The sequence below is a fragment of the Paenibacillus sp. JJ-223 genome (genome assembly GCF_927798175.1).
Classification (GTDB): domain Bacteria; phylum Bacillota; class Bacilli; order Paenibacillales; family Paenibacillaceae; genus Paenibacillus; species Paenibacillus hubeiensis.
The window spans coordinates 14,070-36,580 of record NZ_CAKMMP010000006.1; the positions used below are offsets into that span (position 1 = coordinate 14,070).

17 protein-coding genes are annotated in these 22,511 nt (G+C 52.6%); 14 read left to right on the forward strand and 3 right to left on the reverse strand.

Annotated features, from left to right (window positions below; translation table 11 throughout):
• Nucleotides 1–65 precede the first annotated feature (65 nt).
• Genes L6H98_RS12255 through L6H98_RS12265 form a run of 3 tightly spaced genes read left to right on the forward strand, consistent with a single transcriptional unit; the run spans nucleotide 66 to nucleotide 4,023 of the window.
• The gene (locus L6H98_RS12255) at nucleotides 66–1,025 is read left to right on the forward strand and encodes a cation transporter (protein WP_236415434.1); all 960 of its coding nucleotides are present in this window, start codon (nucleotides 66–68) and stop codon (nucleotides 1,023–1,025) included.
• Between the two features lie 39 nt (nucleotides 1,026–1,064).
• Entirely contained in the window at nucleotides 1,065–3,473 is a 2,409-nt protein-coding gene (recJ, locus tag L6H98_RS12260; protein ID WP_236415437.1) for a single-stranded-DNA-specific exonuclease RecJ, read from the forward strand.
• Between the two features lie 37 nt (nucleotides 3,474–3,510).
• Complete coding sequence (locus L6H98_RS12265; RefSeq protein ID WP_236415438.1) at nucleotides 3,511–4,023, forward strand: adenine phosphoribosyltransferase; 513 nt, start codon at nucleotides 3,511–3,513, stop codon at nucleotides 4,021–4,023.
• Between the two features lie 122 nt (nucleotides 4,024–4,145).
• Here the strand turns inward: L6H98_RS12265 and uraA are convergent, their stop codons facing one another.
• A complete protein-coding gene (uraA, locus tag L6H98_RS12270) occupies nucleotides 4,146–5,462 on the reverse strand; it encodes a uracil permease (protein WP_236415439.1) in 1,317 nt (438 codons plus the stop codon).
• A gap of 484 nt (nucleotides 5,463–5,946) precedes the next feature.
• Between uraA and L6H98_RS12275 the strand changes: the two genes are divergently transcribed.
• The 11 genes from L6H98_RS12275 (at nucleotide 5,947) to L6H98_RS12325 (ending at nucleotide 20,573) form a co-directional block, all read left to right on the forward strand.
• Nucleotides 5,947–8,124, forward strand: a complete 2,178-nt coding sequence (locus L6H98_RS12275; protein ID WP_236415824.1) for a bifunctional (p)ppGpp synthetase/guanosine-3',5'-bis(diphosphate) 3'-pyrophosphohydrolase — start codon at nucleotides 5,947–5,949, stop codon at nucleotides 8,122–8,124.
• Between the two features lie 11 nt (nucleotides 8,125–8,135).
• A complete protein-coding gene (gene dtd, locus L6H98_RS12280) occupies nucleotides 8,136–8,597 on the forward strand; it encodes a D-aminoacyl-tRNA deacylase (RefSeq protein WP_236415440.1) in 462 nt (153 codons plus the stop codon).
• A gap of 21 nt (nucleotides 8,598–8,618) precedes the next feature.
• A complete protein-coding gene (locus tag L6H98_RS12285) occupies nucleotides 8,619–8,843 on the forward strand; it encodes a hypothetical protein (protein ID WP_236415441.1) in 225 nt (74 codons plus the stop codon).
• A gap of 251 nt (nucleotides 8,844–9,094) precedes the next feature.
• Entirely contained in the window at nucleotides 9,095–9,601 is a 507-nt protein-coding gene (locus L6H98_RS12290) for a type 1 glutamine amidotransferase domain-containing protein (protein ID WP_236415442.1), read from the forward strand.
• A 108-nt stretch (nucleotides 9,602–9,709) separates the two neighbouring features.
• Nucleotides 9,710–10,156 carry a hypothetical protein gene (locus L6H98_RS12295; RefSeq protein ID WP_236415443.1) on the forward strand — a complete coding sequence of 149 codons (447 nt, stop codon included), beginning with the start codon at nucleotides 9,710–9,712 and terminating at the stop codon, nucleotides 10,154–10,156.
• Between the two features lie 621 nt (nucleotides 10,157–10,777).
• Entirely contained in the window at nucleotides 10,778–12,031 is a 1,254-nt protein-coding gene (gene hisS / locus L6H98_RS12300; protein WP_236415444.1) for a histidine--tRNA ligase, read from the forward strand.
• A gap of 146 nt (nucleotides 12,032–12,177) precedes the next feature.
• Nucleotides 12,178–13,956: an aspartate--tRNA ligase gene (gene aspS / locus L6H98_RS12305; protein ID WP_236415446.1), complete on the forward strand. Its 1,779-nt coding sequence runs from the start codon at nucleotides 12,178–12,180 to the stop codon at nucleotides 13,954–13,956.
• Nucleotides 13,957–13,975: 19 nt separating this feature from the next.
• Nucleotides 13,976–14,737, forward strand: coding sequence for a tRNA threonylcarbamoyladenosine dehydratase (locus L6H98_RS12310; RefSeq protein WP_236415448.1), 762 nt, complete (start codon nucleotides 13,976–13,978; stop codon nucleotides 14,735–14,737).
• A 221-nt stretch (nucleotides 14,738–14,958) separates the two neighbouring features.
• The gene (locus L6H98_RS12315; RefSeq protein WP_236415450.1) at nucleotides 14,959–16,257 is read left to right on the forward strand and encodes an NCS2 family permease; all 1,299 of its coding nucleotides are present in this window, start codon (nucleotides 14,959–14,961) and stop codon (nucleotides 16,255–16,257) included.
• Nucleotides 16,258–16,353: 96 nt separating this feature from the next.
• Nucleotides 16,354–18,147, forward strand: a complete 1,794-nt coding sequence (locus L6H98_RS12320; protein WP_236415452.1) for an ABC transporter ATP-binding protein — start codon at nucleotides 16,354–16,356, stop codon at nucleotides 18,145–18,147.
• Nucleotides 18,148–18,389: 242 nt separating this feature from the next.
• Complete coding sequence (locus L6H98_RS12325) at nucleotides 18,390–20,573, forward strand: UvrD-helicase domain-containing protein (RefSeq protein WP_236415454.1); 2,184 nt, start codon at nucleotides 18,390–18,392, stop codon at nucleotides 20,571–20,573.
• A gap of 142 nt (nucleotides 20,574–20,715) precedes the next feature.
• Here the strand turns inward: L6H98_RS12325 and L6H98_RS12330 are convergent, their stop codons facing one another.
• Entirely contained in the window at nucleotides 20,716–21,669 is a 954-nt protein-coding gene (locus L6H98_RS12330; RefSeq protein ID WP_236415456.1) for a DMT family transporter, read from the reverse strand.
• A complete protein-coding gene (locus tag L6H98_RS12335; RefSeq protein WP_236415457.1) occupies nucleotides 21,666–22,409 on the reverse strand; it encodes an SDR family oxidoreductase in 744 nt (247 codons plus the stop codon). The genes L6H98_RS12330 and L6H98_RS12335 overlap by 4 nt, the downstream gene beginning before the upstream one ends.
• Nucleotides 22,410–22,511 lie beyond the last annotated feature (102 nt).

Sequence of the window (22,511 nt, forward strand, 5' to 3'; positions counted from 1 at the left end):
ATGTTCAAGCCGCGCTTCCATGCGCGGTTTTGTAACTTTAGGTACACGTACAAGGGGGATTAAGCATGACCAGAACTCGTATTCCAACTGTTCGCACTGCGGCATGGAGCGGCATCGCCGGGAATATGGTTCTCGCAGTGATCAAGGCTGGGATTGGATATATTTCAGGAAGCAAGTCTTTGCTTGTCGATGGTTTATATTCGGCCTCGCAGGCGGCATCCTCACTGACGGACTTGTTTCCGGCCAAGGTTGAAAAGACTGGGAATCGAATCCGAGGAATGGCTTCCGGGGATCATGTGCGCGTAGCCGGGCCAGGGACTTCGGTCGTGTTGTCTGTGCTTGTTCTTTTGGGCGGGTTGCAAATTGCTTTTTCGGCACTGTCGGCATTATCGGGCAGCGTACCCGAAATGAAGGGACAGTGGGCCCTTGTTACCGTTCTAGTTGCCTTGGCCATCCGGGAAGCGATATTTCACTTTCAGTACAGATATTACCGCAAACGAAACCAGCCGCAAGCCTTGGCGTATGCGCAGCAGCATCGCCGCGCATTATATTGCTCGCTTGTCGTTATGATCGGCATTGCCGGTTCCTTGACCGGGGAAATGATGGGTTGGGACGCGCTGCTGTACATGGATCCGGCCGCATCTTTGATTGCTTCTTTCTTTGTGCTGCATCAGGGATACCGCATGATCGTGGATACGGTGTACGGTTCGCTCGTGCAGGAACTGGAACAGGAAGAGTCCATTGACTTTCAGGAAACGGTTCAACGCGTGCTTGGCGTGATTACGATTGATCATTTGTCTGCAAGAAACCAAGGGCATTACGTTGCCATCGACCTTATCATTACCGTTAATCCGAGAATCACCATTCTGGAGGCGCAAGAAATAGCTAACCGTGCCAAAACATTGCTAATGACCCGTTTCGACCATGTTAGGGAAGTGCAGGTTCAGGCGATTCCTTATGACCCTGGTTATCCCTATAAATCCAATCATGAGCTGCCTGATCACGAAGCGACATTGATCCAATAGTGACGCTTGATCGTGCAGCGCAGGAAAGGAGCGTTATCATTGCTTTATTCGCAATACCGGTGGAGTACGCCGGATATCGAACCGGAGGCGGCTGCGGGACTCTCGCAGGCGCTTTCCGTTTCCCCGCTCGTCGCACGTTTGCTCGTGGGCCGTGGAGTGCTCACAGAGGCAGAGGCGGAACGGTTTTTGCATCCGGACCTGAGCCAGATGCATGATCCTTATTTGCTGCATGGCATGGATAAGGCCGTACCACGCATCCAACAGGCGCTGGAGCGCGGCGAGCATATTTTAATTTATGGAGATTACGATGCCGACGGTGTATCAAGCACTTCACTCATGATTCATTTGATGAGGCATTTGGGCGCCTCGTACGATATTTATATTCCTCATCGATCCAATGAAGGGTACGGGCTGCATAATCATGCCTTGGATTGGGCACACCAGCAGGGAGTCACGCTGATCATTACCGTCGATACCGGGATCAGCGCAGTGGAGCAGATCGCGTATGCCTCATCGCTGGGCATGGAAGTCATCGTGACGGATCACCATGAACCGCCTGAAGTATTGCCGGAAGCCTATGCTTTAATCAATCCGAAGCTCCCGCAATGCAGCTACCCGTTCAAGGGGCTGGCAGGTGCAGGAGTCGCCCTGAAGTTGGCCCAAGCGCTGATTGGGGAAGTTCCGCGCGAATGGATGGAGATTGCATCCATTGGCACGGTAGCGGACCTCATGCCCTTGGAGGGGGAAAATCGGGTCATCGTAAGTTACGGCGTCGAATCCATGCGCGATACGCGCCTTCCCGGAGTAAGTGCCTTATTGGAGATCAGCGGGGTTACACAGGAACAGGTGACCTCTGTGAACATTGCGTTTGCAATGGCTCCTCGAATCAATGCCAGCGGGCGTCTGGATCACGCGGGGCGTGCGGTGTCCCTTCTTACGACAGACAATCTGGATGAGGCGCATATGCTCGCCGGTCAACTCGATCTGTTGAACAGGGAACGCCAACAAGTGGTCGAAAGCATCGTGCAGGAAGCGGTGGCGATGCTGGAGCACAAAATTCAGAGCCAAGGCTCGGTTCCTCATGTCATTCTGTTGGCAGGAGAGGGCTGGAACGTGGGTGTGGTTGGTATTGTGGCTTCCAAATTGCTGGAACGATATTATCGCCCTACGCTTATTCTGGGCATTGACCCTGAAACAGGGATGTGCAAGGGATCGGCCCGATCCATCGACGGGCTCGACATCTACGAGGCTCTAACCGCGTGCAAGCATACGCTAGACCATTATGGAGGCCATCCCGCAGCTGCGGGCATGACGCTCCATCGGGACCAGCTCGTGGAGCTGGAGCGAGGCTTGAACGATTATGCCGCTGGCGTTTTGAAAGAGGAAGATTTCATTCCACGACGCCTCGCTGACGATAACTGTTTGATCAGTGACGTGCCGCTGAAAGTCATTCAGGAAATAGACAGACTGCAGCCGTTCGGCATGAGCAATCCATCGCCACGTTTTGTGCTGAATAAGGTCACTATTAAAGAAACCCGAACGATGGGCCGCGAGAAACGCCATCTGAAGCTGGTGCTGGAGCAGGAGGGCTGGCAGCTTGAAGCTGTTGCGTTTGGCAAAGGGGCTTTGGCGGACTTCCTGCTTCCCGGAACCGTCATCGACGCGATGGGCGAACTTTCCATTAACGAGTGGAATGGCACGCGAAAGCCGCAATTTATGCTGCATGATCTGGCAGTGAGCGAGGCACAGGTTTTCGATCTACGCGGCAGTGCCGATCCATTAAATGGAATGAAACAGTTTATGCGTACCTTCGAAGTTCATCTGAGGTATACAAGCGGCTCGATCGGCGTTATCGTCCGTCAAGAAACGAATGTTTCTATAGGAAATTCATTGTATGAACCATGCCTTTGGGTATATGATAGGAAGGTCGGGTTGTTACCCCGTAATGCTGCCGCGCAGCACTACGGACAGGAGCAGGTCCGGACGTTATTTGTGTTTGATACGCCGGAAACTCCGGAACAGCTTGATGCGATGCTGAAGTTGTTCAGCGGAGCCGAGAATATCATCCTTCTGCATGGATCGGGCCACAATCGCCGAGATCGACTTCAGATGCCTTCCAGAGAGCTCTTTAAGCGCATGTATGTGCTGGTGTCCAAATGGGGAGCTGAACCGGTGGGTGAACAGGAAATTACGCCTGTACTCAGTCGGCAGTGCAGCTGCTCTGTACGCATGATTACGATGATGCTTGATGTGTTTGAAGAACTGGGCTTCATTCACCGGCGAGACGGCAACATCGAGTTTGTTGCCAATCCGCCCAAACGGGATCTGGCAACATCGCGAAATTATCGAGCCATCGAAAGCATGGCAGAAACCGAGCAGGTGATGTTGGATGCACCCACGTCTCAGCTTACACAATGGATGATAACCCGGATGAAGGGCGTATCTTAGGCAGAGTTGTGTTATTTATTTTAGGAGGAGATTAATTTTGGATTTCAAAGATTATATTCGTGTCATTCCGGATTTTCCGCAGCCGGGAATCAGCTTCAAGGACATTACCACGCTGTTGAAGGATGGAGAAATGTATCGCAAGGCGATCAATGAACTGAAAACGATGGTTTCCGATCTGAAAATCGATGTCATTGCCGGACCGGAAGCGCGTGGTTTCGTTGTGGGTGCTCCATTGTCCTATGCTCTTGGCGTTGGTTTTGCGCCGATCCGCAAAAGCGGGAAGCTGCCTGGTGAAACGATCGAAGCCGGTTATGACCTCGAATATGGCAAAGATACGCTCGCTATGCATATCGATGCGATCGAGAAAGGACAAAACGTGCTGATTGCCGATGACCTGTTGGCAACCGGCGGCACCATCGCTACCTCCGTCAAATTGATTGAGCAATTGGGCGGCAACGTGGTTGGCGCTGCGTTCCTGATTGAGTTGGATGAACTGAACGGGCGGGCTAAGCTGCCGAATATCGACGTGTTCACGTTGATGAATTACTAAACCAAACCTATTGCTCCCGTTTCCCGGGAAATAATACATGGCATGAATGACTGAAAAAAAGCCAGTTCGCTGCCTCCGTAAAGGAGGGAGTGAACTGGCTTTTTTACATGTTACGGATGAAATCAGTCAGGCGTTTTCTCGGTCAGAATCGCCTTATCTTCTTTGTCATTCGACCAGCCAAGCACTTCGAACAATTTGAACAACAGGCTGAGCAAGATGCCCAAGATGGTTGCCAGTGCCATACCTTTCAATTGAACGCCGTAGAAGGTTACTTGAGTGCCGCTAAGTCCCACAACCAATACCAAAGTCGTTAACAGCAGATTGGTCGGTTTGGCGAAATCCACCTTTTGTTCGACCAGGATGCGAAGACCGGAAGCTGCAATGACACCGAACAGAAGCAAGGACACACCTCCCATGACCGGAACGGGAATGTTCGCAATCAATGCCGAGAATGTCCCGGAGAACGAAAGAATAACAGCAATGATCGCAGCGCCGCCAATAACATAGGTTGAGTATACTCGGGTCAAAGCCATGACACCGATGTTTTCGCCATATGTCGTGTTAGGCGTTGAACCGACGAAACCGGAAAAGATGGTGGAAATCCCATTGCCGAGAAGGGAACGATGCAAACCAGGATCTTTGGAAAGGTCTTTGCCCACAATGCTGCTTGTGACAAGCAAATGTCCGATATGTTCGACAATAACGACCAAGGCTACAGGTAGAATCGTTAGAATAACGGACCAGTCGAAGGTAGGCGTCGTAATGGTAGGCATGGACACGAAATCGGCATTGGCAATTTTATCGGTTTCCACTTGGCCCATAGCGTACCCGAGCAGGTAACCGACTACAATCCCGATCAGAATGTGAATGATCTTGGGAAATCCACGGAACGTAACCGCTCCGATGACTGTAACCCCCAATGTGACCATGGATAAAATAATGGGCTGTGCGGTAGGCACCCAATCCGGATTATTCACGGGGTCCGAGTTGATGATTCCTGCCATTCCGGCAGCAACCGGAACCAATTCCAAACCGATCAGCGCGACGATCGCGCCCATGACTGCGGGAGGAAATACGACGTTAATCCAGCCTGTACCCGCATATTTGATGACCAAGGCAACGATGCAAAATACGATGCCCGTTACGATGAACGCGCCAAGCGCCATCGAATACCCGTTCTCCGGATGTTTAAGCAGGACGGAGGATACCGGGGCGATAAAGGCAAAGCTAGAGCCGAGGTAAGCCGGAATTTTGCCTTTGCACATCAGAATGTACAGCAATGTCCCGATCCCGTTCATCAACAGAATCATGCTTGGATCGACGCCGAACAGGTTAGGCACGAGAACCGTGCTCCCAAACATGGCGAAAAGGTGCTGCAAACTTAATAAGAAGCCAGGTCCAAAAGGCATTTTTTCATTTACCTGAATTTCACGCTGCACGAAATGCTCATCTCCTTTTTCCGAAACACAAATCTTCAATATAGTACAGACTTTCCGAAGAATAAGCAATAACATTTTTTGCGAAAATCGCCGAATTGTTCGTTTTTACGTTAATATCAAGTGAGTGAAATCACGATCCTGATAGAAATGGTACTATATATAGGGTTGGTTGGTGATTTGTAATCCGTATATTGTGGCAAGGTGTGAAAAAGACGAATAATGCAAAATGAATGGCTTACCTATTCTAATTCTTCGGCAAACGGCTATACTGTATTACAATAAAGAAGGTTGGCATTTTCATCGAGCAGCCTTTATTCGACAAGCCTTTCGCACAAGTCATCATCATCTTCTCGCCCATTCGTCAGCAGTTGACGGAAAACGGGTGAAGCGTCATAATTATAGGAAATCACTTTTACGGGGAACCTGTGTAGATGCAAATGTCACGGGTTCCATTTTGTATAGAAAGGACACGGAACAGATCAGAATGGGCATAGAGCAATTACTTGAGAAGGCCGGGGCCTACATCAAAGAAGCCGATCTGGTGCGCATACGTGAAGCTTACGAATTTGCTGATCAGGCCCACCACGGACAGACGCGAAAATCGGGAGAGCCATATATTCTGCATCCGCTTGCGGTTGCTGATATCGTTGTGAACATGCAGATGGATACGATTTCCATTATTGCAGCGCTTCTTCATGATGTCGTGGAAGACACGACAGTGTCGCTGGAGGAGATTCGCAACCAATTCGGCAATACGTGCGCCATGCTTGTCGATGGTTTGACGAAGCTGGAGAGAATTCAGTTCCGTTCCAAAGAAGAGCAGCAGAACGAGAACTATCGCAAAATGTTCATTGCCATGGCACAGGACATCCGTGTCATCGTGATCAAGCTGGCAGACCGCCTGCATAACATGAGAACCCTCAAATTCCAGTCGGAGGAGAGCCAGCGCCGGATTTCCTACGAAACGCTGGAAATTTTCTGCCCCATCGCCAATCGTCTCGGGATATCCGCGATCAAATGGGAGATGGAGGATATTGCTCTGCGCTATCTGAACCCGCAGCAGTATTACCGAATCGCCAACCTGATGCACAAAAAGCGGGCTGAGCGGGAACAGTACATCGATACGGTCATGGACGGAATCAAAGCCAAGCTTGATGAAATGGGCATTCAGGCGGACTTGTCCGGCCGTCCCAAGCATATCTATAGCGTGTTCAAAAAAATGACGACCAAAAACCGGCAGTTCAATGAAATATACGATCTGCTGGCGATTCGTATTATTGTGGATAATATCAAGGACTGTTATGCCACGCTCGGCATCATTCATACGTTGTGGAAGCCGATGCCCGGGCGTTTCAAGGATTATATCGCAATGCCGAAGGCGAACATGTATCAATCGCTCCATACGACGGTGGTGGGACCGAACGGGGAACCGACCGAGGTTCAGATTCGAACATGGGACATGCATCGCACGGCCGAGTTCGGTATTGCGGCACATTGGGCTTATAAGGAAGGCGTTGCGTCCGTCAACAATTTCGAAGACAAAATCACGTTTTTCCGTGAGATTCTTGAGCTGCAAAACGAAACCAAAGACGCGTCCGAGTTTGTCGAATCGCTCAAAATGGATTTCTTTTCGGATCTTGTATTCGTATTTACGCCAAAAGGCGAAGTCATCGAGCTTCCGGCAGGATCCGTGCCGCTCGATTTCGCTTACCGCATTCATACCGAAGTGGGCAATCGCACGATTGGTGCCAAGGTCAATGGACGGATCGTTCCGCTGGATTACAGCCTGAAAACCGGGGATATCATTGAAATCCTGACGTCCAAGCATTCCTACGGCCCAAGTCAGGACTGGCTCAAAATCGCCAAGTCGTCCCATGCCCGTTCGAAGATCAAGCAATGGTTCAAGAAGGAACGCCGTGAAGAAAACGTTGAAAAAGGCCGTGAGGGCATTGAACGCGAGCTGAAGCGAATGGGGCTGGAGCCTTCCGTATGGATGAGCGACGAGAAACTCCTGGAGGCCGCCAAGAAATTTGCCTTTAACGACATTGAGGACATGCTTGCAGCGATCGGATTCGGTGGAATCACTGCCGCGCAGATCGTTACAAAAGCCACCGAGAAGCTGCGCCGGGAGCAGGAAGAAAACAGCCTGCTGGAGCTGAACTCGGAGATGCGTGAGCTGAAGCCTGCGCCGGAACGCAAAAACCGCCCAACCAACGGCATTCGCGTCAAAGGCATTGACAACCTTCTCGTTCGTTTTGCGCGTTGCTGCAACCCTGTGCCCGGAGATGACGTGATTGGTTATGTCACGCGTGGTCGCGGCGTGTCCGTGCACCGCAGGGACTGCCCGAACATTCCTTCAGGCTCGGACGGGGATGAGGCAGCTCGCGTGATCGAGGTGGAGTGGGAAGAAAATATCGAAGCCAACTACAGCGTCGACATTGAGATTACGGGCCACGATCGCAATGGTTTGCTCAATGAAGTGCTGCAAGCCGTTTCGGAAAGCAAAACGAATATTTCCGCCGTTACCGGACGGACAGACAAAAACAAATTGGCATTGGTGCATGTTACCATTTTGATTCGAAATACGGAACACCTGCATTCGGTTGTGGAACGGATCAAACGAGTGAAGGACGTTTACTCCGTACATCGCATCATGCAGTAAGGAGCTTAAGCATGAGAGTGCTTGTACAACGTTGCAAAGAAGCCAGGGTTACCGTCGGGGACGAAGTGACCGGACAGATCGAATCCGGCCTGATGCTGCTGGTCGGCATCACGCATGAGGATACGGAAAAGGATGCCGTTTATCTGGCCGACAAAATCGCCGGTTTGCGGATCTTCGAGGATGAGCAGGAGAAAATGAATCTCAGCCTGATTGACGTGGGCGGAGCCGTTCTGTCGGTCTCCCAGTTCACCTTGTACGGCGACTGCCGTAAGGGCAAGCGCCCCAGCTTTGCGGCTGCGGCAAGACCTGAAGCGGCGGCTGCATTGTATGAAACATTCAACCAATTGCTGCGGGATAAGGGCATTCAGGTCGAAACCGGACGTTTCGGGGCTATGATGGATGTGACCTTTACCAATTGGGGACCGGTGACGCTCATGGTGGAAAGCCCGATTCGTCAGGAAGGCCAGGCATAATCCCGGCGGGGAAAGGCCATAATGAAGGATATGTTGAAATCTGCAGCCCGTAGCAGGGCAAAGGAGCACGCCATCATTATGCGCCAATCCACGAAGGAAAGCCGTTCGCGCATGGAACCTCTGCTTCCTCCGGGCAGCATGCATGAATCGCTTCAGTTGGCCCGGGCGGCAGCGGATTGTGTTGCAGCGATCTGGTTCGTTCAAGAGAAGGATAAGGGCAAACCGCCGCGTCTCCCACGCGTTTGAGGATGCCACAGCAAAAAGCCATGACTCGAATCATGGCTTTTTGTTGTTTCCGCAAATAACGATATGGTGGAAGAAGCCGACCGTTCACTCAGGACCTGTTATAAAAGAAGCTTGTTAGGGTAATAACAAACTAGGCACAAGCGCTTTACTTTTGCAGTAAGACGCCTGAAAAAAGCGACCATGGTTTCCAGACATGAAACGAACCGCAGGAAATCAACGGGGTTGACCAGTGTGAAAGGAGAGCATGACCAATGAGCAAAATCGCATTTTTGTTGGCAAACGAGTTCGAGGATTCGGAAATGCAGGTACCTTACGATGAGGTCAAGCAAGCCGGACACGATGTCGAAATTATCGGCCTCAAAGCCGGAGAAGTGTTGAAAGGCAAGAACGGCAAGGCAACATACACGACGGATAAAGCCATTGCAGACGCTGTTGCAGCCGACTATGATGCCGTGGTCATTCCCGGGGGATCGTCCCCGGAAAATTTGAGAACCGATGCTCACATTTTGAAATTCGTGACGGAGATCGACAGCGCCAAAAAACCGATTGCAGCCATCTGCCATGGACCGCAAATTTTGGCAAGCGCCAATCTGTTGAAGGGACGCACGATTACCGCATACCCGCCGCTGAAGGACGACATGGTCAATGCAGGAGCCGAATTCCAGGATCATGAAGCGGTTGTGGATGGAAATTTCATTACGTCGCGAACGCCGAAGGACGAACCGGCTTTCGTTCGCGAACTGTTGAAGGTTATCTAACCGTTTCATTACGAAGCAGGAGCAGGGCAGCCTAATGCTCCTGTTCCCGCATCATAATCAGCCCGGATGGAATGGAGCATTTCGCCGAAATGAAAAGGAGGGATTGGCATGGCAAAGCATATTCAGGCTTATTTTCGTACCGAAGATGACGCAGAGGGAGCAAGAACGTCATTGCAGACGTTTCGCACGGAGCAATTGGAGGTAGGGCAGCTGGACGATGCGATCGGAAGGGACCAAAAGCTGATGGTACCCCTGGTTCCTTACAACACGGCTGGCGCAGCGGGCACGAACGGCGCAATGGGGGTGGGTTCTTCTCCCGGAGTTCCGGCGAGCGAGAACGTGATTCCCGTCGTGGCCCCGGTGGACCGCGATGCCGATGGGGGAACGAGGGAGCGCGTAAATGAGGATCATGACATGTTGAATGCATCCAATATATCCACAACTGATTTTGGAGATCTGCGCTATGTTCTTTCGGCCAAGGTGAATGACGAGGATTATAACGAAATCATTCACAAGCTGAGAAGCAATGGAGCGTACGTGGAGGAATTAAATTAAAGCGCTATCATTTTTGTAATGATCCTGTAACATTGGATTCATGGGTCTTTAACATAGCCTGTTTATAATAACAGACATGACCCCCTTTTTTATATATCTTTTGAGCCTGCACACGGTGTGCAGGCTTTTTTTTGCTTCCTTTGAGCGTTAGCTCTTGACTTTAGTACTGCGGTTCATTACAATCAGGAAATAAATTAACTTTTAACGTCATATTATAATGTTAAAACTGATGAATCGACGATTCGATGACGGGACCAAGTAATCCGAACCCACAAGAACAGAGAAGAATCCCCAGGCTGTAAGGATTCTCTTGATGAGCGGATGAATGACTTCCCCGAGAACAGGCGGCGAACACAGCGGAGCTTCTCCGGTGGCCAGTAGCCGAACTGCGCAGGACGTGCGTTATACGTGGAGCGGAATGAATGACTGATGAGGTGACCTCACGCATCGGTTCAGGACAAACTTGACTGGTCTGTGTGGCGTCGGGTGTTCCGGAATGTGGGTGGTACCACGGGTGAATGTTAAACACAATCTCTCGTCCCTTTGTTTGCCGATGATTCGGCAAGCAGGGCGAGGGATTTTTTTGCTATATAGAGAACTAAAATGATGGAGGGATGAATCATGGCATTTCAAAAACCAACAGGAACGCAGGATTTGCTGCCTGGTGTTGTCGAGAAATGGCAGGCCGTTGAGGAAAAAGCACGCGACTTGTGCCGCCGGTATAATTACCGCGAAATTCGTACCCCTATATTTGAACAGACAGCTTTGTTTGTTCGCGGCGTAGGCGAAACGACGGATATCGTGGAAAAGGAAATGTACACGTTTGATGATAAAGGGAACCGCAGCATGACGCTTCGTCCCGAGGGCACTGCGGGCGTGGTTCGCTCTTACGTGGAAAACAAACTGTATGGCGAACCTGATGTCAGCAAATTGTATTACATCGGACCGATGTTTCGTTATGAGCGCCCGCAGGCAGGACGTCAGCGCCAATTCCACCAGTTTGGCGTGGAAGCGATCGGGGCGGTCGATCCGTCGATCGACGCAGAAGTGATCGCGCTTGGTTATCAGCTGTGCGTGGAGCTTGGACTGCAGGATGTTAAAGTGGAGATCAACTCCGTCGGCAACCCGGCAAGCCGGGCGGCTTATCGCGAGCAGCTGCTGTCGTTCCTCAGACCGATGAAAGACAGCCTGTGTAAAGACTGTCAATCCCGGATGGAGCGCAACCCGCTTCGCGTGCTCGACTGCAAGGTGGATCAAGACAAATTCACAGGCGCACCGTCCATTTTGGACAGCCTGGATGAAGAGTCCCTGAATCACTTTGAAACATTGAAGTCATATCTGGAAGACTTCGGCGTGGACTATGCCGTGAATCATCGTTTGGTTCGTGGACTGGATTATTACACATTGACTGCGTTCGAATTGAAGGCACAAGGCATTGGCGCAATCGATACGGTCGGCGGCGGCGGCAGATACAATGGACTCGTCGGCGACATCGGCGGACCGGATCAGCCTGGCATCGGTTTCGGTATCGGCCTGGAACGCATCCAGCTTATTCTGGAGCACCAGAATATCGAAGTTAGCAATCTTGCTCCGCTGGACGTGTACTTTGTTGCCCTCGGCGAGGCTGCGGATCGCGAAGTCAATCGTTTGTTGTTCAAGCTGCGTCAATCCGGGCTGTCCGGCGAGCGCGATTATCTAGGCCGCAAAATGAAAGCCCAGATGAAATCGGCAGACCGTTTCAAAGCCCGTTATACGGCCATCCTTGGGGATGACGAGCTGGAGCGCGGCGAGATTGCGCTGAAAGCGATGGAAACGGGAGAACAACGGACCGTGAAGCTGGATGACCTGGCTGCTGCGGTAAGAGGAAGCCACTGAACCGCTAAACATTCATCCAGAATCGGAAACGAGCTGGAAAGGTTTGCGGCTAAATTAACGTTATTCACACAACCGAACTGGAACGGGCGGCCTTGAGCGGCTGCCTTCGTACAGGGAGGGAATTTCAAATAATAAGGAGTCTGATTATGAAAAGAAGTCATCATTGCGGCGCTTTGACGAACGCACACATCGGTGAAACCGTAACACTGAACGGCTGGGTTCAAACCCGTCGTGACCTTGGAGGCGTCCTGTTCATCGATCTGCGCGACCGCAGCGGCATCGTGCAGGTGGTATTCAACCCGGCATATTCCGGCGAAGCCCTTGCCATTGCGGACAGAGTTCGCAGCGAGTACGTCATTGCCGTATCCGGTAAAGTCGTGAAGCGTGATGCCGAAACGGTAAACCCGAACCTGCCTACAGGTGAAATCGAAGTGCAAGTGACCGAAATCGAAGTGCTGAATGCGGCCAAAACACCTCCGTTCTTCATCGAAGACGGCGTTGAAGTCGATGAGTCTCTTCGTTTGAAATATCGTTATTTGGACCTGCGCCGCCCGGAAATGTTCGATACGCTGAAGCTGCGTTCCAAAGCAGCCAAAGTATTCCGCGACTTCCTGGATGGCGAAGAGTTCATCGAAGTGGAAACGCCGATCCTGACCAAGAGCTCGCCGGAAGGCGCGCGTGACTATCTCGTGCCGAGCCGCGTGCATGAAGGCGAATTTTTCGCCCTGCCTCAGTCCCCGCAAATTTACAAGCAGTTGCTGATGGTCGGTGGACTGGAGCGTTACTATCAGATCGCCCGCTGCTTCCGTGACGAGGATCTGCGTGCTGACCGCCAGCCGGAGTTCACGCAAGTCGACATTGAAACGTCCTTCATGCAACAGGATGACCTGCTGCCGATGATGGAACAATTGATGGCGAAATTGCTGCGCGAGACGAAAGGCATTGAGCTCGAACTGCCATTCCAACGCATTACTTATGCGGATGCCATGGGCAAATACGGCTCCGACAAGCCAGATCTGCGCTTCGGCATGGAATTGATCGAAGTGAACGACATCGTTGCGACCAGCGGCGTCAAAGTATTTGCTTCCGTCATCGAAAAAGGCGGCGAAGTGAAAGTGCTGAACGCGAAAGGCTGCGGCACATGGAGCCGGAAGGAAATCGACGACCTCGGACCGTTCGCTGCACGTTATGGCGCCAAAGGTCTGGCTTGGATTCAAGTGAAAGACGGCGAATTCAAAGGGCCAATCGTGAAGTTCTTCACGCCGGAAGAGATCGAAGCGCTCAAAGAACGTACTGGAGCCGAAGAAGGGGACTTGCTGCTCTTCTCTGCCGACAACAAAAAAGTCGTTGCCGACGTGCTCGGCAACCTGCGTCTCAAAATCGGCCGCCAGCTTGGCCTGATCGATGACAGCAAATTCAAATTCGCTTGGGTTGTGGACTTCCCACTGCTCGGTTATGATGAAGAAGCAAAACGTTATGTAGCTGAACACCATCCGTTCACACGTCCGAAAGACGAGGATCTGCACCTGTTCGACAGCAATCCGGGCGAGATCCGCGCCCAAGCGTATGACCTCGTATTGAACGGTTACGAAGTCGGCGGTGGTTCGATGCGTATTTACAAACGCGACGTACAGGAAAAAATGTTCGACGCACTGGGCCTTTCTCCGGAAGTGGCGAAAGAAAAATTCGGTTACTTGCTTGAAGCATTCGAATACGGAACACCACCACACGGCGGGATCGCCTTTGGTTTCGACCGTCTCGTCATGCTGCTGGCTGGACGCACTAACCTGCGCGAAACGATTGCGTTCCCGAAAACGGCAAGTGCAACGGATCTGCTCATGAACGCTCCATCCGAAGTAGATCTGGATCAACTGGAACAGCTGCATATCCGCGTAGCCCGCAAACCGGTGGCGGAAAAGAAATAAAGGAGGCATCTGATTCTCAATGCTCCATCAATTTTCAAGAACAGAGCTCGCAATCGGACCTGAAGGTCTTGAAACGATGAAAAACAGCACCGTTGCAGTGCTCGGCATTGGCGGCGTCGGCTCCATCGCGGTGGAGGCCCTCGCCCGTACCGGCGTTGGACGCATCATCCTGATCGACAAGGATGTCGTGGACATCACCAACATCAACCGTCAGATCCATGCCTTGACCACGACCGTGGGCCAAAAAAAGGCAGACCTGATGGTGGAACGGGTCAAGCTGATCAATCCCGAGTGCGAAGCGATCGCGCTGAACATGTTCTATACCGAAGAGACGTATGAAGAATTGTTCAAATACGAGCTGGATTACGTGGTGGATGCTTCGGATACGATCATTTACAAAATCCATCTCATCAAGGAGTGCCTGAAGCGCGGCATTCCGATCATTTCCAGCATGGGTGCGGCCAATAAAATGGACCCGACGAAATTCCAGGTGGCGGACATTTCCAAAACGTCCATGGACCCGATCGCCCGCGTCGTGCGCACGAAGCTGCGCAAAGACGGCATCAAAAAAGGCGTGAAGGTGGTATTCTCCACCGAGGAGCCGATGAAACCTCGCGCGGACGTTACGGAGAAGATCGTTCCCGAGAACGCTCCGGAAATCCGCAAAGCCAAGCAGCCGCCGGCAAGCAACGCCTACGTCCCTCCGGTGGTCGGACTGATCATGGTCAGCGTCGTGGTCAAAGAGCTGCTTGAAATCGCCGAGAAAAAGAAGAAAAATTAAGCTTTTCATAAAAAGCGCAGGTGCCGTTACGGTGCCTGCCTTTTTTGTGAAATTCGACTGCAATCCGCGATGTATCACCGATGTTCGCAATCCCGAAAAACCTTCCAAGCGTCAAGCGTACGTCATGTACTTCAACAACAAAAGCGTGTATGATATGGGGTGCTGCGCGTCATGCTGAATACATAGGGAACTGCAGCGTCAGAGAGGGGAATAGAAATCAGATGAAACAAGGATGGATGACCAGACGCCTCGGATTGGAGCCGGGGAACCAGTGGAAAAAGGAACTGATCGCGGGAGCGATTTCCTATTTTGCCGTGGTATACATCGTCATGGTCAATGCTACAATTTTGGCGGATGCCGGCATGCCGCTGCAGGCGGCGATGGTTGGCACGCTGCTGACGTCCATCGCAGGCTGCCTGCTCATGGCGTTCTGGGGCAAATCCCCGATCGTGGTTGTGCCGGGCATGGGGATCAACGCGTTTTTTACATATACCTTGGTGCATTCCATGAAGCTGAGCTGGCAGGAGGCACTGGCCGTCGTCACCGTTACGGGCATTCTGTTTGCGGTCGTTGCTTTTACATCGTTATATAAAATGGTCAGCGAAGCCATACCCAAAAACTTGCAGCATGGCATTACCGTAGGCATCGGGCTGTTTTTGACCTTTATCGGCCTGCAAAAAAGCGGGATCGTGATCGCGCACCAGACGACGTTTGTGACGATCGGGCATTTTGGCGAACCGGGGGTCATCACCGCATGCGTCACGCTGGTCATCGCGCTGATATTATTCATTCGCAACGTGCCGGGCGGCCTGCTGATCAGCATATTGGCGGGAACGGCGTTGGCCTATGTGCTTGGAGCCGTGCAGCCGGGAGAGCCGGTGTCAGCCGGAGCAGCGATCCGCCAATACGGCGGCCTGTTCGCCCAGCTGTCGTTCGATCATTTGGCGCAGCTCGCCTTTTGGATCGCGGTATTCCTGTTGTTGTTGATCGTTGTATTCGAAAATATCGGCCTGATCACTGCGCAGACGCAGTTGATCGGCCGTCCGGAACGGTTCAAAGGCAGTTTGCGTGCCCTGTCCGTAACCAATGTGTTTGCAGGCATCTTCGGCAGCAGCCCGGCTGTGGCAGCCGCGGAAACGACGGCAGGCATCGCCGCAGGCGGGCGTTCGGGCCTTACGCCGCTCGTGACGGCCGTGCTGTTCGGCGCGACCTTTTTCTTCATTCCGCTGCTCGGTTATATTCCGGACAGCGCGATTGCGCCTATTTTGATCATCATCGGGGGCTTGATGGTTCAGGACGTAAGGCAGATGGATTTTCGCGATTTTACCGAAGCTTTCCCGGCATTTCTGATCATGGTCATGATTCCTTTTACGTACAGCATCGTGGACGGCATGGCGTTTGGATTCATCGCTTATCCGCTCGCAAAGCTGGCTGCAGGACAAGGAAAAAACGTTCCGGGGGTCATGTACGGCATCTCCATTCTGTTCTTGGCCAATTTCATTTTGCACGGCATTTTGTAGCCTAAAAGACATCATCAAGCAAATCCGAATCCGAGAAACGAAATGGGGCGTTCAGTCGTATGATTGAGGTGTGAATGAAGGGTAAGGAGGAGGACCATGCAAGATACGGAGCAAAAGAAGCAAACAGAACCTAGATTGGGGAAAAAGGGATTCAAGGATTTCGCAAAACTGATCGCCTCGACTCAGCCGCCGAAGCTGATTCTCATCGTGGCCCTGATCCTCACGCTGATTCAGACGACGGCCGGATTGATCGTGCCGCTCATGACCAAAGGGCTGATTGACGGACTGACGATGTCCGCATTGAATAAATCCGTCATCATCATGCTCATTGGCGCTTTTGTCATTCAGGCGATCGCAGCGGGAATCAGCATTTATTTGCTGAACTATGCGGGACAACGGGTCGTCGCAACGCTCCGCACCAAGTTGTGGAACAAGGTGTTATCGCTGCCGATGCCGTATTTCGACCGCAACCGCACAGGGGATACGATGAGCCGCATTACCAACGATACGAGTCAAATTATGACGCTGATCGCCGATTACCTCGTTTCGTTCATATCAAACATCGTGGCGGTGGTCGGCGGCGTGGCTCTCCTGTTTTACCTGGATTGGGTCATGTCGTTGATCATTCTGAGCCTCGTTCCGCTAACATTGCTGATCCTGCTGCCCGTTGGCCGGAAAATGTACCAGATCTCGAAGAAACAGCAGGACGAGATGGCGGGTTTTACGTCGGTGCTGAGTCAGGTCATCGGTGAAATCCGTCTCGTAAAAGCATACGGTACCGAAAAGCAAGAAAGCGACGCGGGCAGCTCCCGAATCGGTAAAATGTTTGCTTTTGGTCTGCAGGAGGCGAGGATACTGGCGCTGATCGGACCGCTGTTCACGTTTGTCATGACCGCGGTGCTGGTCGTCATTCTCGGCGTAGGAGGCATGCGCGTGGCATCGGGCCTGCTGTCGGCCGGGGAGCTGGTTGCATTCATTCTGCTGTTGTTCCAAGTCATCATGCCGATGGGGCAATTCACGACGCTATATTCTCGTTTGCAAAAAGTGGTAGGAACCACCGAGCGCATCCAGGCCATATTGGCCCACGAGGAGGAGCCGCGCGATCAGACCGAAGAGGCTCCCAAAGGCAATGAAAACATTGCGTTCAACAACGTGCGCTTCTCGTACGTGACCGGAGAAGAAGTGCTGCACGGCATCGATTTGATGCTGCCTGCACGCAAAGTGACCGCGATCGTGGGGCCGAGCGGCAGCGGCAAATCGACCATTTTTTCTTTGCTGGAACAGTTTTATCGCCCCGAGGCAGGCAGCATCACCTACGGCGGGAAATCAATAACGGCCTATTCGTTATCTTCGTGGCGCAGCAAAATCGGTTACGTCTCCCAAGAAAGTCCGCTCATGGCTGGCACGGTGAAGGACAACATCACCTACGGCTTGGGACGTGAAACCAGTGTGGAGGAGATCCGGCGGGCGGCCGAGATGGCCTATGCCAAGGAGTTTATCGAGAAGCTGCCGCAAGGATACGACACCGAGGTAGGGGAACGCGGCATCAAGCTGTCGGGGGGACAACGCCAGCGAATCGCTATTGCGCGCGCTTTGCTGCGCAGCCCTGACGTGCTGCTGCTGGACGAAGCAACCTCAAGCCTGGACAGCACATCGGAGCATGAAGTGCAGCAAGCTTTGTCCAACCTGATGCAGGGGCGCACGACGGTGGTCATCGCGCATCGGTTGTCCACCGTGGTGGACTCGGACCAAATCGTTGTGCTGGAGCACGGCCATGTGACCGGAACGGGCACGCATGCGGAGCTGCTTGGCAGTCACGAGGTGTACCGCGAGCTGGCGCAAAAACAGTTCGTGTCGCAAACGGAAGAGGCCGGCGATGCGACATCGTAAAGTATATTGGGGATTCATGCGGTGCCCGAATCATGCCTGTCAAGGCTTGAAGAGGGTGTCGTATTTTTTTGCGTCCAATTCCTCTTATTGACAGAAATTGAGGCTTGCTTTTAGATTGCCGGCTTCCTTTAAATCGCAAGGATATATAGCTTTCGCGCTGTCAATGTGATATAGTAAATATCCTTTTGTGTCGTCCGTAAACGGCTATGCAAAATAACATATTCTTAGGAGGTAACTGAAACATGTCAGAAAGCTTTCAAAGTGCCTATCAAGAAGAAGAAAACAGGTTGAAGCGAACGATGGAAGAAGTGGACCGCCAGTTGGAACGGTTGAGAAACATTCCGGTCTATACCGGCCACGATTTCACGGAGCAAGTGCTGGAGGCGGGACGTGAGGAACGCCGCAGCAATCTGGCCAAGAGCGCGCAGCAACCCTATTTCGGGCGTCTTGATTTTGAAGAACAGGGCAGCGATGAACGAAAGCCGCTGTATATCGGCAAAATCGGGGTGGACCGCGAAGAGGTGGGTGAGCATCCGCTCGTGATCGATTGGCGCGCACCCGTTGCCAGCCTGTTTTACTCGTTTACCGGCGGAGAAGCCATGGCGACGTATGAAGCGCCGGAAGGGCTTGTCGAAGGGCTCGTTTACCTGAAACGGAACGTAGTTATTCGCCAGCGCATTTTGGAACGGGTGGCGGATACATATAACCGCGAAGGCGATCAGCCGGCGGTTTCGGATGAATTTTTGGTATATCGGCTCGGCGAAAACAAGGACAATAAGCTCCGGGATATCGTATCGACCATCCAGGCGGAGCAGGACCAGATCATTCGCGCCGCCAAAAACACCGCATTGATCATCCAGGGCGTGGCAGGCTCGGGAAAAACGACCGTGGCCCTGCATAGGCTGGCCTTTTTGCTGTATCAGTATAAGGAGCAGGTATCGGCAGAAAAAATGGTCATTTTTGCGCCCAACCATATGTTTCTCGATTATATCTCGGACGTCCTGCCAGAATTGGGCGTGGGCGATATCCAGCAAAGCACGTTCCCGGATTGGGCGGTGAACCTGCTGGGACTGGAGCTGCCGCTGGCAGACTCGCAGGAAACCTTGCAGGCGTGGTTCGAAACGCCGGATGCCAAGCCGGAGCTGAACGATGACGTGCCTGGGAGGTACAAGGGTTCGATCCGTTTCATGGAGCTGCTGCGCGAGTGGTTGACCGGCATGGAGGCCAGTGCGGTACCGGATCTGGATTTCAGTCCGTGGGACGGAGCCGTGCTCGCGAAAAAGGAAATCGATGGCTGGTTCAGCGACGAATACAAGCATTACCCGCTGGCTAAACGCAAGGAACGGGTGATGGCGCGGATTCATCGCTGGATCGAAATGGAACTCAAGAAAACCTCCTCCGAATCACTGCGCAAGGAGCGCAAAAAGAAGGCGGCCACCCGCGAGAAGGCATATGCCAAAAAGTGGGCGGAGTATGAACCGCTGACGCTGTACAAACAGCTGTTCAAGGCATCCAAAGGAAGAACCGTGCCAGAAGGGATCATGGCGCGCATTCCGAAGAACGTGCTTAAACAGACGGCGGCCGACCTGAAACAAAACGTGATTCGCGAAGAGGACCTGCCCGCGCTCGTGTATATCCACACATTAGTTCACGATATTGACGGCGCTGCGCGGTTCGATCATGTGGTCATCGACGAAGCGCAGGATTTCTCCCCGTTCCATGTGGCCTTGCTGGATTTGTACGTCAAAGGACATTCGTTTACCATTTTGGGTGACCTCTCCCAAGGGATTCACGAATACCGCGGCGTCCATGCTTGGAATGAGATGAGCTCGCTGTTTGCCGAGGAACATAATGCCTATTTCGCCCTGACTCGAAGTTATCGCTCGACGATGGAGATCATTGACTATGCAAACACGATTCTCGAGCAGGGGGTTCGAAGTGGTATTACGGCCATCCCGGTCTTCCGGAGCGGTGACCCGGTGCGTGTGTTACCGTACGAACAGACGGGAAGGACCGCGAGTTTGGAACGTGCATTGAAATGGCTCACAAGCAAAGACTACCGCACGGTTTCGATTCTGACCCGGACGCTGCATGAAGCGATTGAACTGCATCGCGAGCTGGAGCAGGCAGGATGGGAGCTTAACCTCATCGACGGGGGCGAAAAGCAGTATGCTGGCGGCCATTCGGTTCTGCCGGTCTATCTTTCCAAAGGGTTGGAGTTCGATGCGGCCATCGTGGCCGACGTGGACGGAGCGCACTACTTGCCAAATGCGGGTGACGCCAAGCTGTTATACGTCGGCTGCACGCGGGCGCTGCATGAACTGTGGCTGTTCCATGACGGAGCGCTGCCCGAATATGCTGCGGCAACGCAAAATCCGGAAGGTGACGTGGTCAGCGTACAAGGGTGGCCTGACGATTCGATATAAACGATAAGATAAATAGTAAAGCATGGTGCCGGGGGCGCCATGCTTTTTCTGTATGTTTATGGCAAGGGTGATGTACTACACGGAACAGGTTGTTTTTGGCTTGCAAATGAATACGAGGTCGACATTCCGTGTTTTCTCTTTTCTATCCTTTGGATGGCCGAGGCGAGATGAATTTCGATGGGATCTTCTTGTCAGAAGCGCTTCCTTTGCGGTTAACCAAATAAATGCCGATGCAGACGCAAGCGGCTCCAACGCCCATAACCCATTGCACCCGTTCTCCAAGCAGGACCCAGCTGCAAGCAACACCGAATAACGGCGCGAGGAACAGAAACGAGCTGGTGCGTGCAGGGTCGCTATTGTGCAGCAAATAGAACCAGAGCGAAAACTGCACCATCGAGCAGGCCAGCACCAGCCATATCAGTACTATAATCGAGGTTGCGTTTAGCGCAAACGCGGGTTGCTCGGTAAATGCGCTCAGCATCAGTAAGGCGATACCGCCCGCAAGCATTTGATAGGAAGTGAGTACGTAGGTATTTTGTGCGCTTCCCCAACGTTTGACCAGTATGGTGGAAATGGCGAAAAAGACGGCGCCCGCCAATCCGATCAGCGTTCCCGGGCTAAAGCTGAGTTGAAAGCCAAAACCGATGGCAACACCCGCGATGCCAAGGAGTACGCCGCTCCACTGACTGAGCCGGTATGATACGCCATCCAGCAATGTGCTAAACAGAATGAACAGCAGCGGGCTCGTAAACGTGATGATCGCGGATTCCCCCGAAGTGAGCCAGTTCATGCTGTAATAGGCACAGCCCATGACCCCTGCGGATTGAAACAAGCCGATAATGGCTGTTTGCATCCACTGCTTCCAGCCTTTTGGTAATGGTCGCTTTCTGACGATCCACGCCAGCAAAGCGCCTGCCAGCACATAACGAAGTCCCATCAGCAGAAAAGGAGGGGCGTACGCCATGCCGATTTTGCCGACGGGGAACGACGTGCCCATAATCAGCGTTGTGAGCAAAATCAAAACAACGTACTTTAATGGTTTTAATCCTTTGGCTCGATCGTCAACATTTCCTTTAACTTGTTCACCAACGCTCATAACGTTTGACCCGCGTCGACCGTGATGAGCTGTCCGGTCATGGACGGCTGCTCCAGCGCGGCAACGATCATATGGGCAATATCCTCAGGAGAGGATATGCGCTGCAATAACAGTTGTCCGCCCAATTGTTCCATACGTGCCTCGTTGCCTGCCCACCAACGCGTGGAAACCGCTCCAGGAACGATGGCGTTAACCCGGATGTGGGGAGACAGTGCATGGGCAAGAGAGCGGGTCAACCCATGCACGCCGGCTTTGGATGCCGCGTAAGGGACGGAGGAGCCTGATCCGGTCATGCCGGCAATGCTGCCAAGGTTGACGATCGCGCCATGTCCGGCCTGCCGCATGCCTTTGGAGACAGCCCTTGCGCAATAAAACATGCCTTTGACATTGACGTTATAAAGCGTGTCCCATGCGTCATCGTCGACGGCATCCAGATCTTGCAGCGGAATATGTCTCGTGATGCCCGCATTGTTGACCAGTGCCGTTATGGGGCCATGTTCACGTTCAATGCCGGCAACCATCTGACGTACTGCCTGATCATCGGCGATGTCGGCTTGCACGGCAAAAGCGCGTCCGCCGGTGTCCCGTATCTGCTGCACGGTCGCCTCGGCTTCCAGCCGGGAACGCGAATAATTGACTGCTACGGTTGCCCCGTGCCGGGACAGCAGCACGCTGGCGGCTCTGCCGATTCCTGTGCCGCCGCCAGTTACGATCGCTACGGTTTGTTCGGATATTTTCATGGTTACACTCCTCTTGATGAATTGGATTCAGTGATGTTGGCAAACCGGCTTGCCTGTTACACTGATTGTAGCGCCGAGCGAGCATGCTGTATAATGATTGTT

Coding starts and splice junctions, on each gene's coding strand:
- L6H98_RS12255 (WP_236415434.1), top strand. CDS start 66: ATGACCAGAACTCGTATTCCAACTGTTCGCACTGCGGCATGGAGCGGC.
- L6H98_RS12275 (WP_236415824.1), top strand. CDS start 5,947: ATGGGCATAGAGCAATTACTTGAGAAGGCCGGGGCCTACATCAAAGAA.
- dtd (WP_236415440.1), top strand. CDS start 8,136: ATGAGAGTGCTTGTACAACGTTGCAAAGAAGCCAGGGTTACCGTCGGG.
- L6H98_RS12285 (WP_236415441.1), top strand. CDS start 8,619: ATGAAGGATATGTTGAAATCTGCAGCCCGTAGCAGGGCAAAGGAGCAC.
- L6H98_RS12290 (WP_236415442.1), top strand. CDS start 9,095: ATGAGCAAAATCGCATTTTTGTTGGCAAACGAGTTCGAGGATTCGGAA.
- L6H98_RS12295 (WP_236415443.1), top strand. CDS start 9,710: ATGGCAAAGCATATTCAGGCTTATTTTCGTACCGAAGATGACGCAGAG.
- hisS (WP_236415444.1), top strand. CDS start 10,778: ATGGCATTTCAAAAACCAACAGGAACGCAGGATTTGCTGCCTGGTGTT.
- aspS (WP_236415446.1), top strand. CDS start 12,178: ATGAAAAGAAGTCATCATTGCGGCGCTTTGACGAACGCACACATCGGT.
- L6H98_RS12310 (WP_236415448.1), top strand. CDS start 13,976: ATGCTCCATCAATTTTCAAGAACAGAGCTCGCAATCGGACCTGAAGGT.
- L6H98_RS12315 (WP_236415450.1), top strand. CDS start 14,959: ATGAAACAAGGATGGATGACCAGACGCCTCGGATTGGAGCCGGGGAAC.
- L6H98_RS12320 (WP_236415452.1), top strand. CDS start 16,354: ATGCAAGATACGGAGCAAAAGAAGCAAACAGAACCTAGATTGGGGAAA.
- L6H98_RS12325 (WP_236415454.1), top strand. CDS start 18,390: ATGTCAGAAAGCTTTCAAAGTGCCTATCAAGAAGAAGAAAACAGGTTG.
- L6H98_RS12330 (WP_236415456.1), bottom strand. CDS start 21,669: ATGAGCGTTGGTGAACAAGTTAAAGGAAATGTTGACGATCGAGCCAAA.
- L6H98_RS12335 (WP_236415457.1), bottom strand. CDS start 22,409: ATGAAAATATCCGAACAAACCGTAGCGATCGTAACTGGCGGCGGCACA.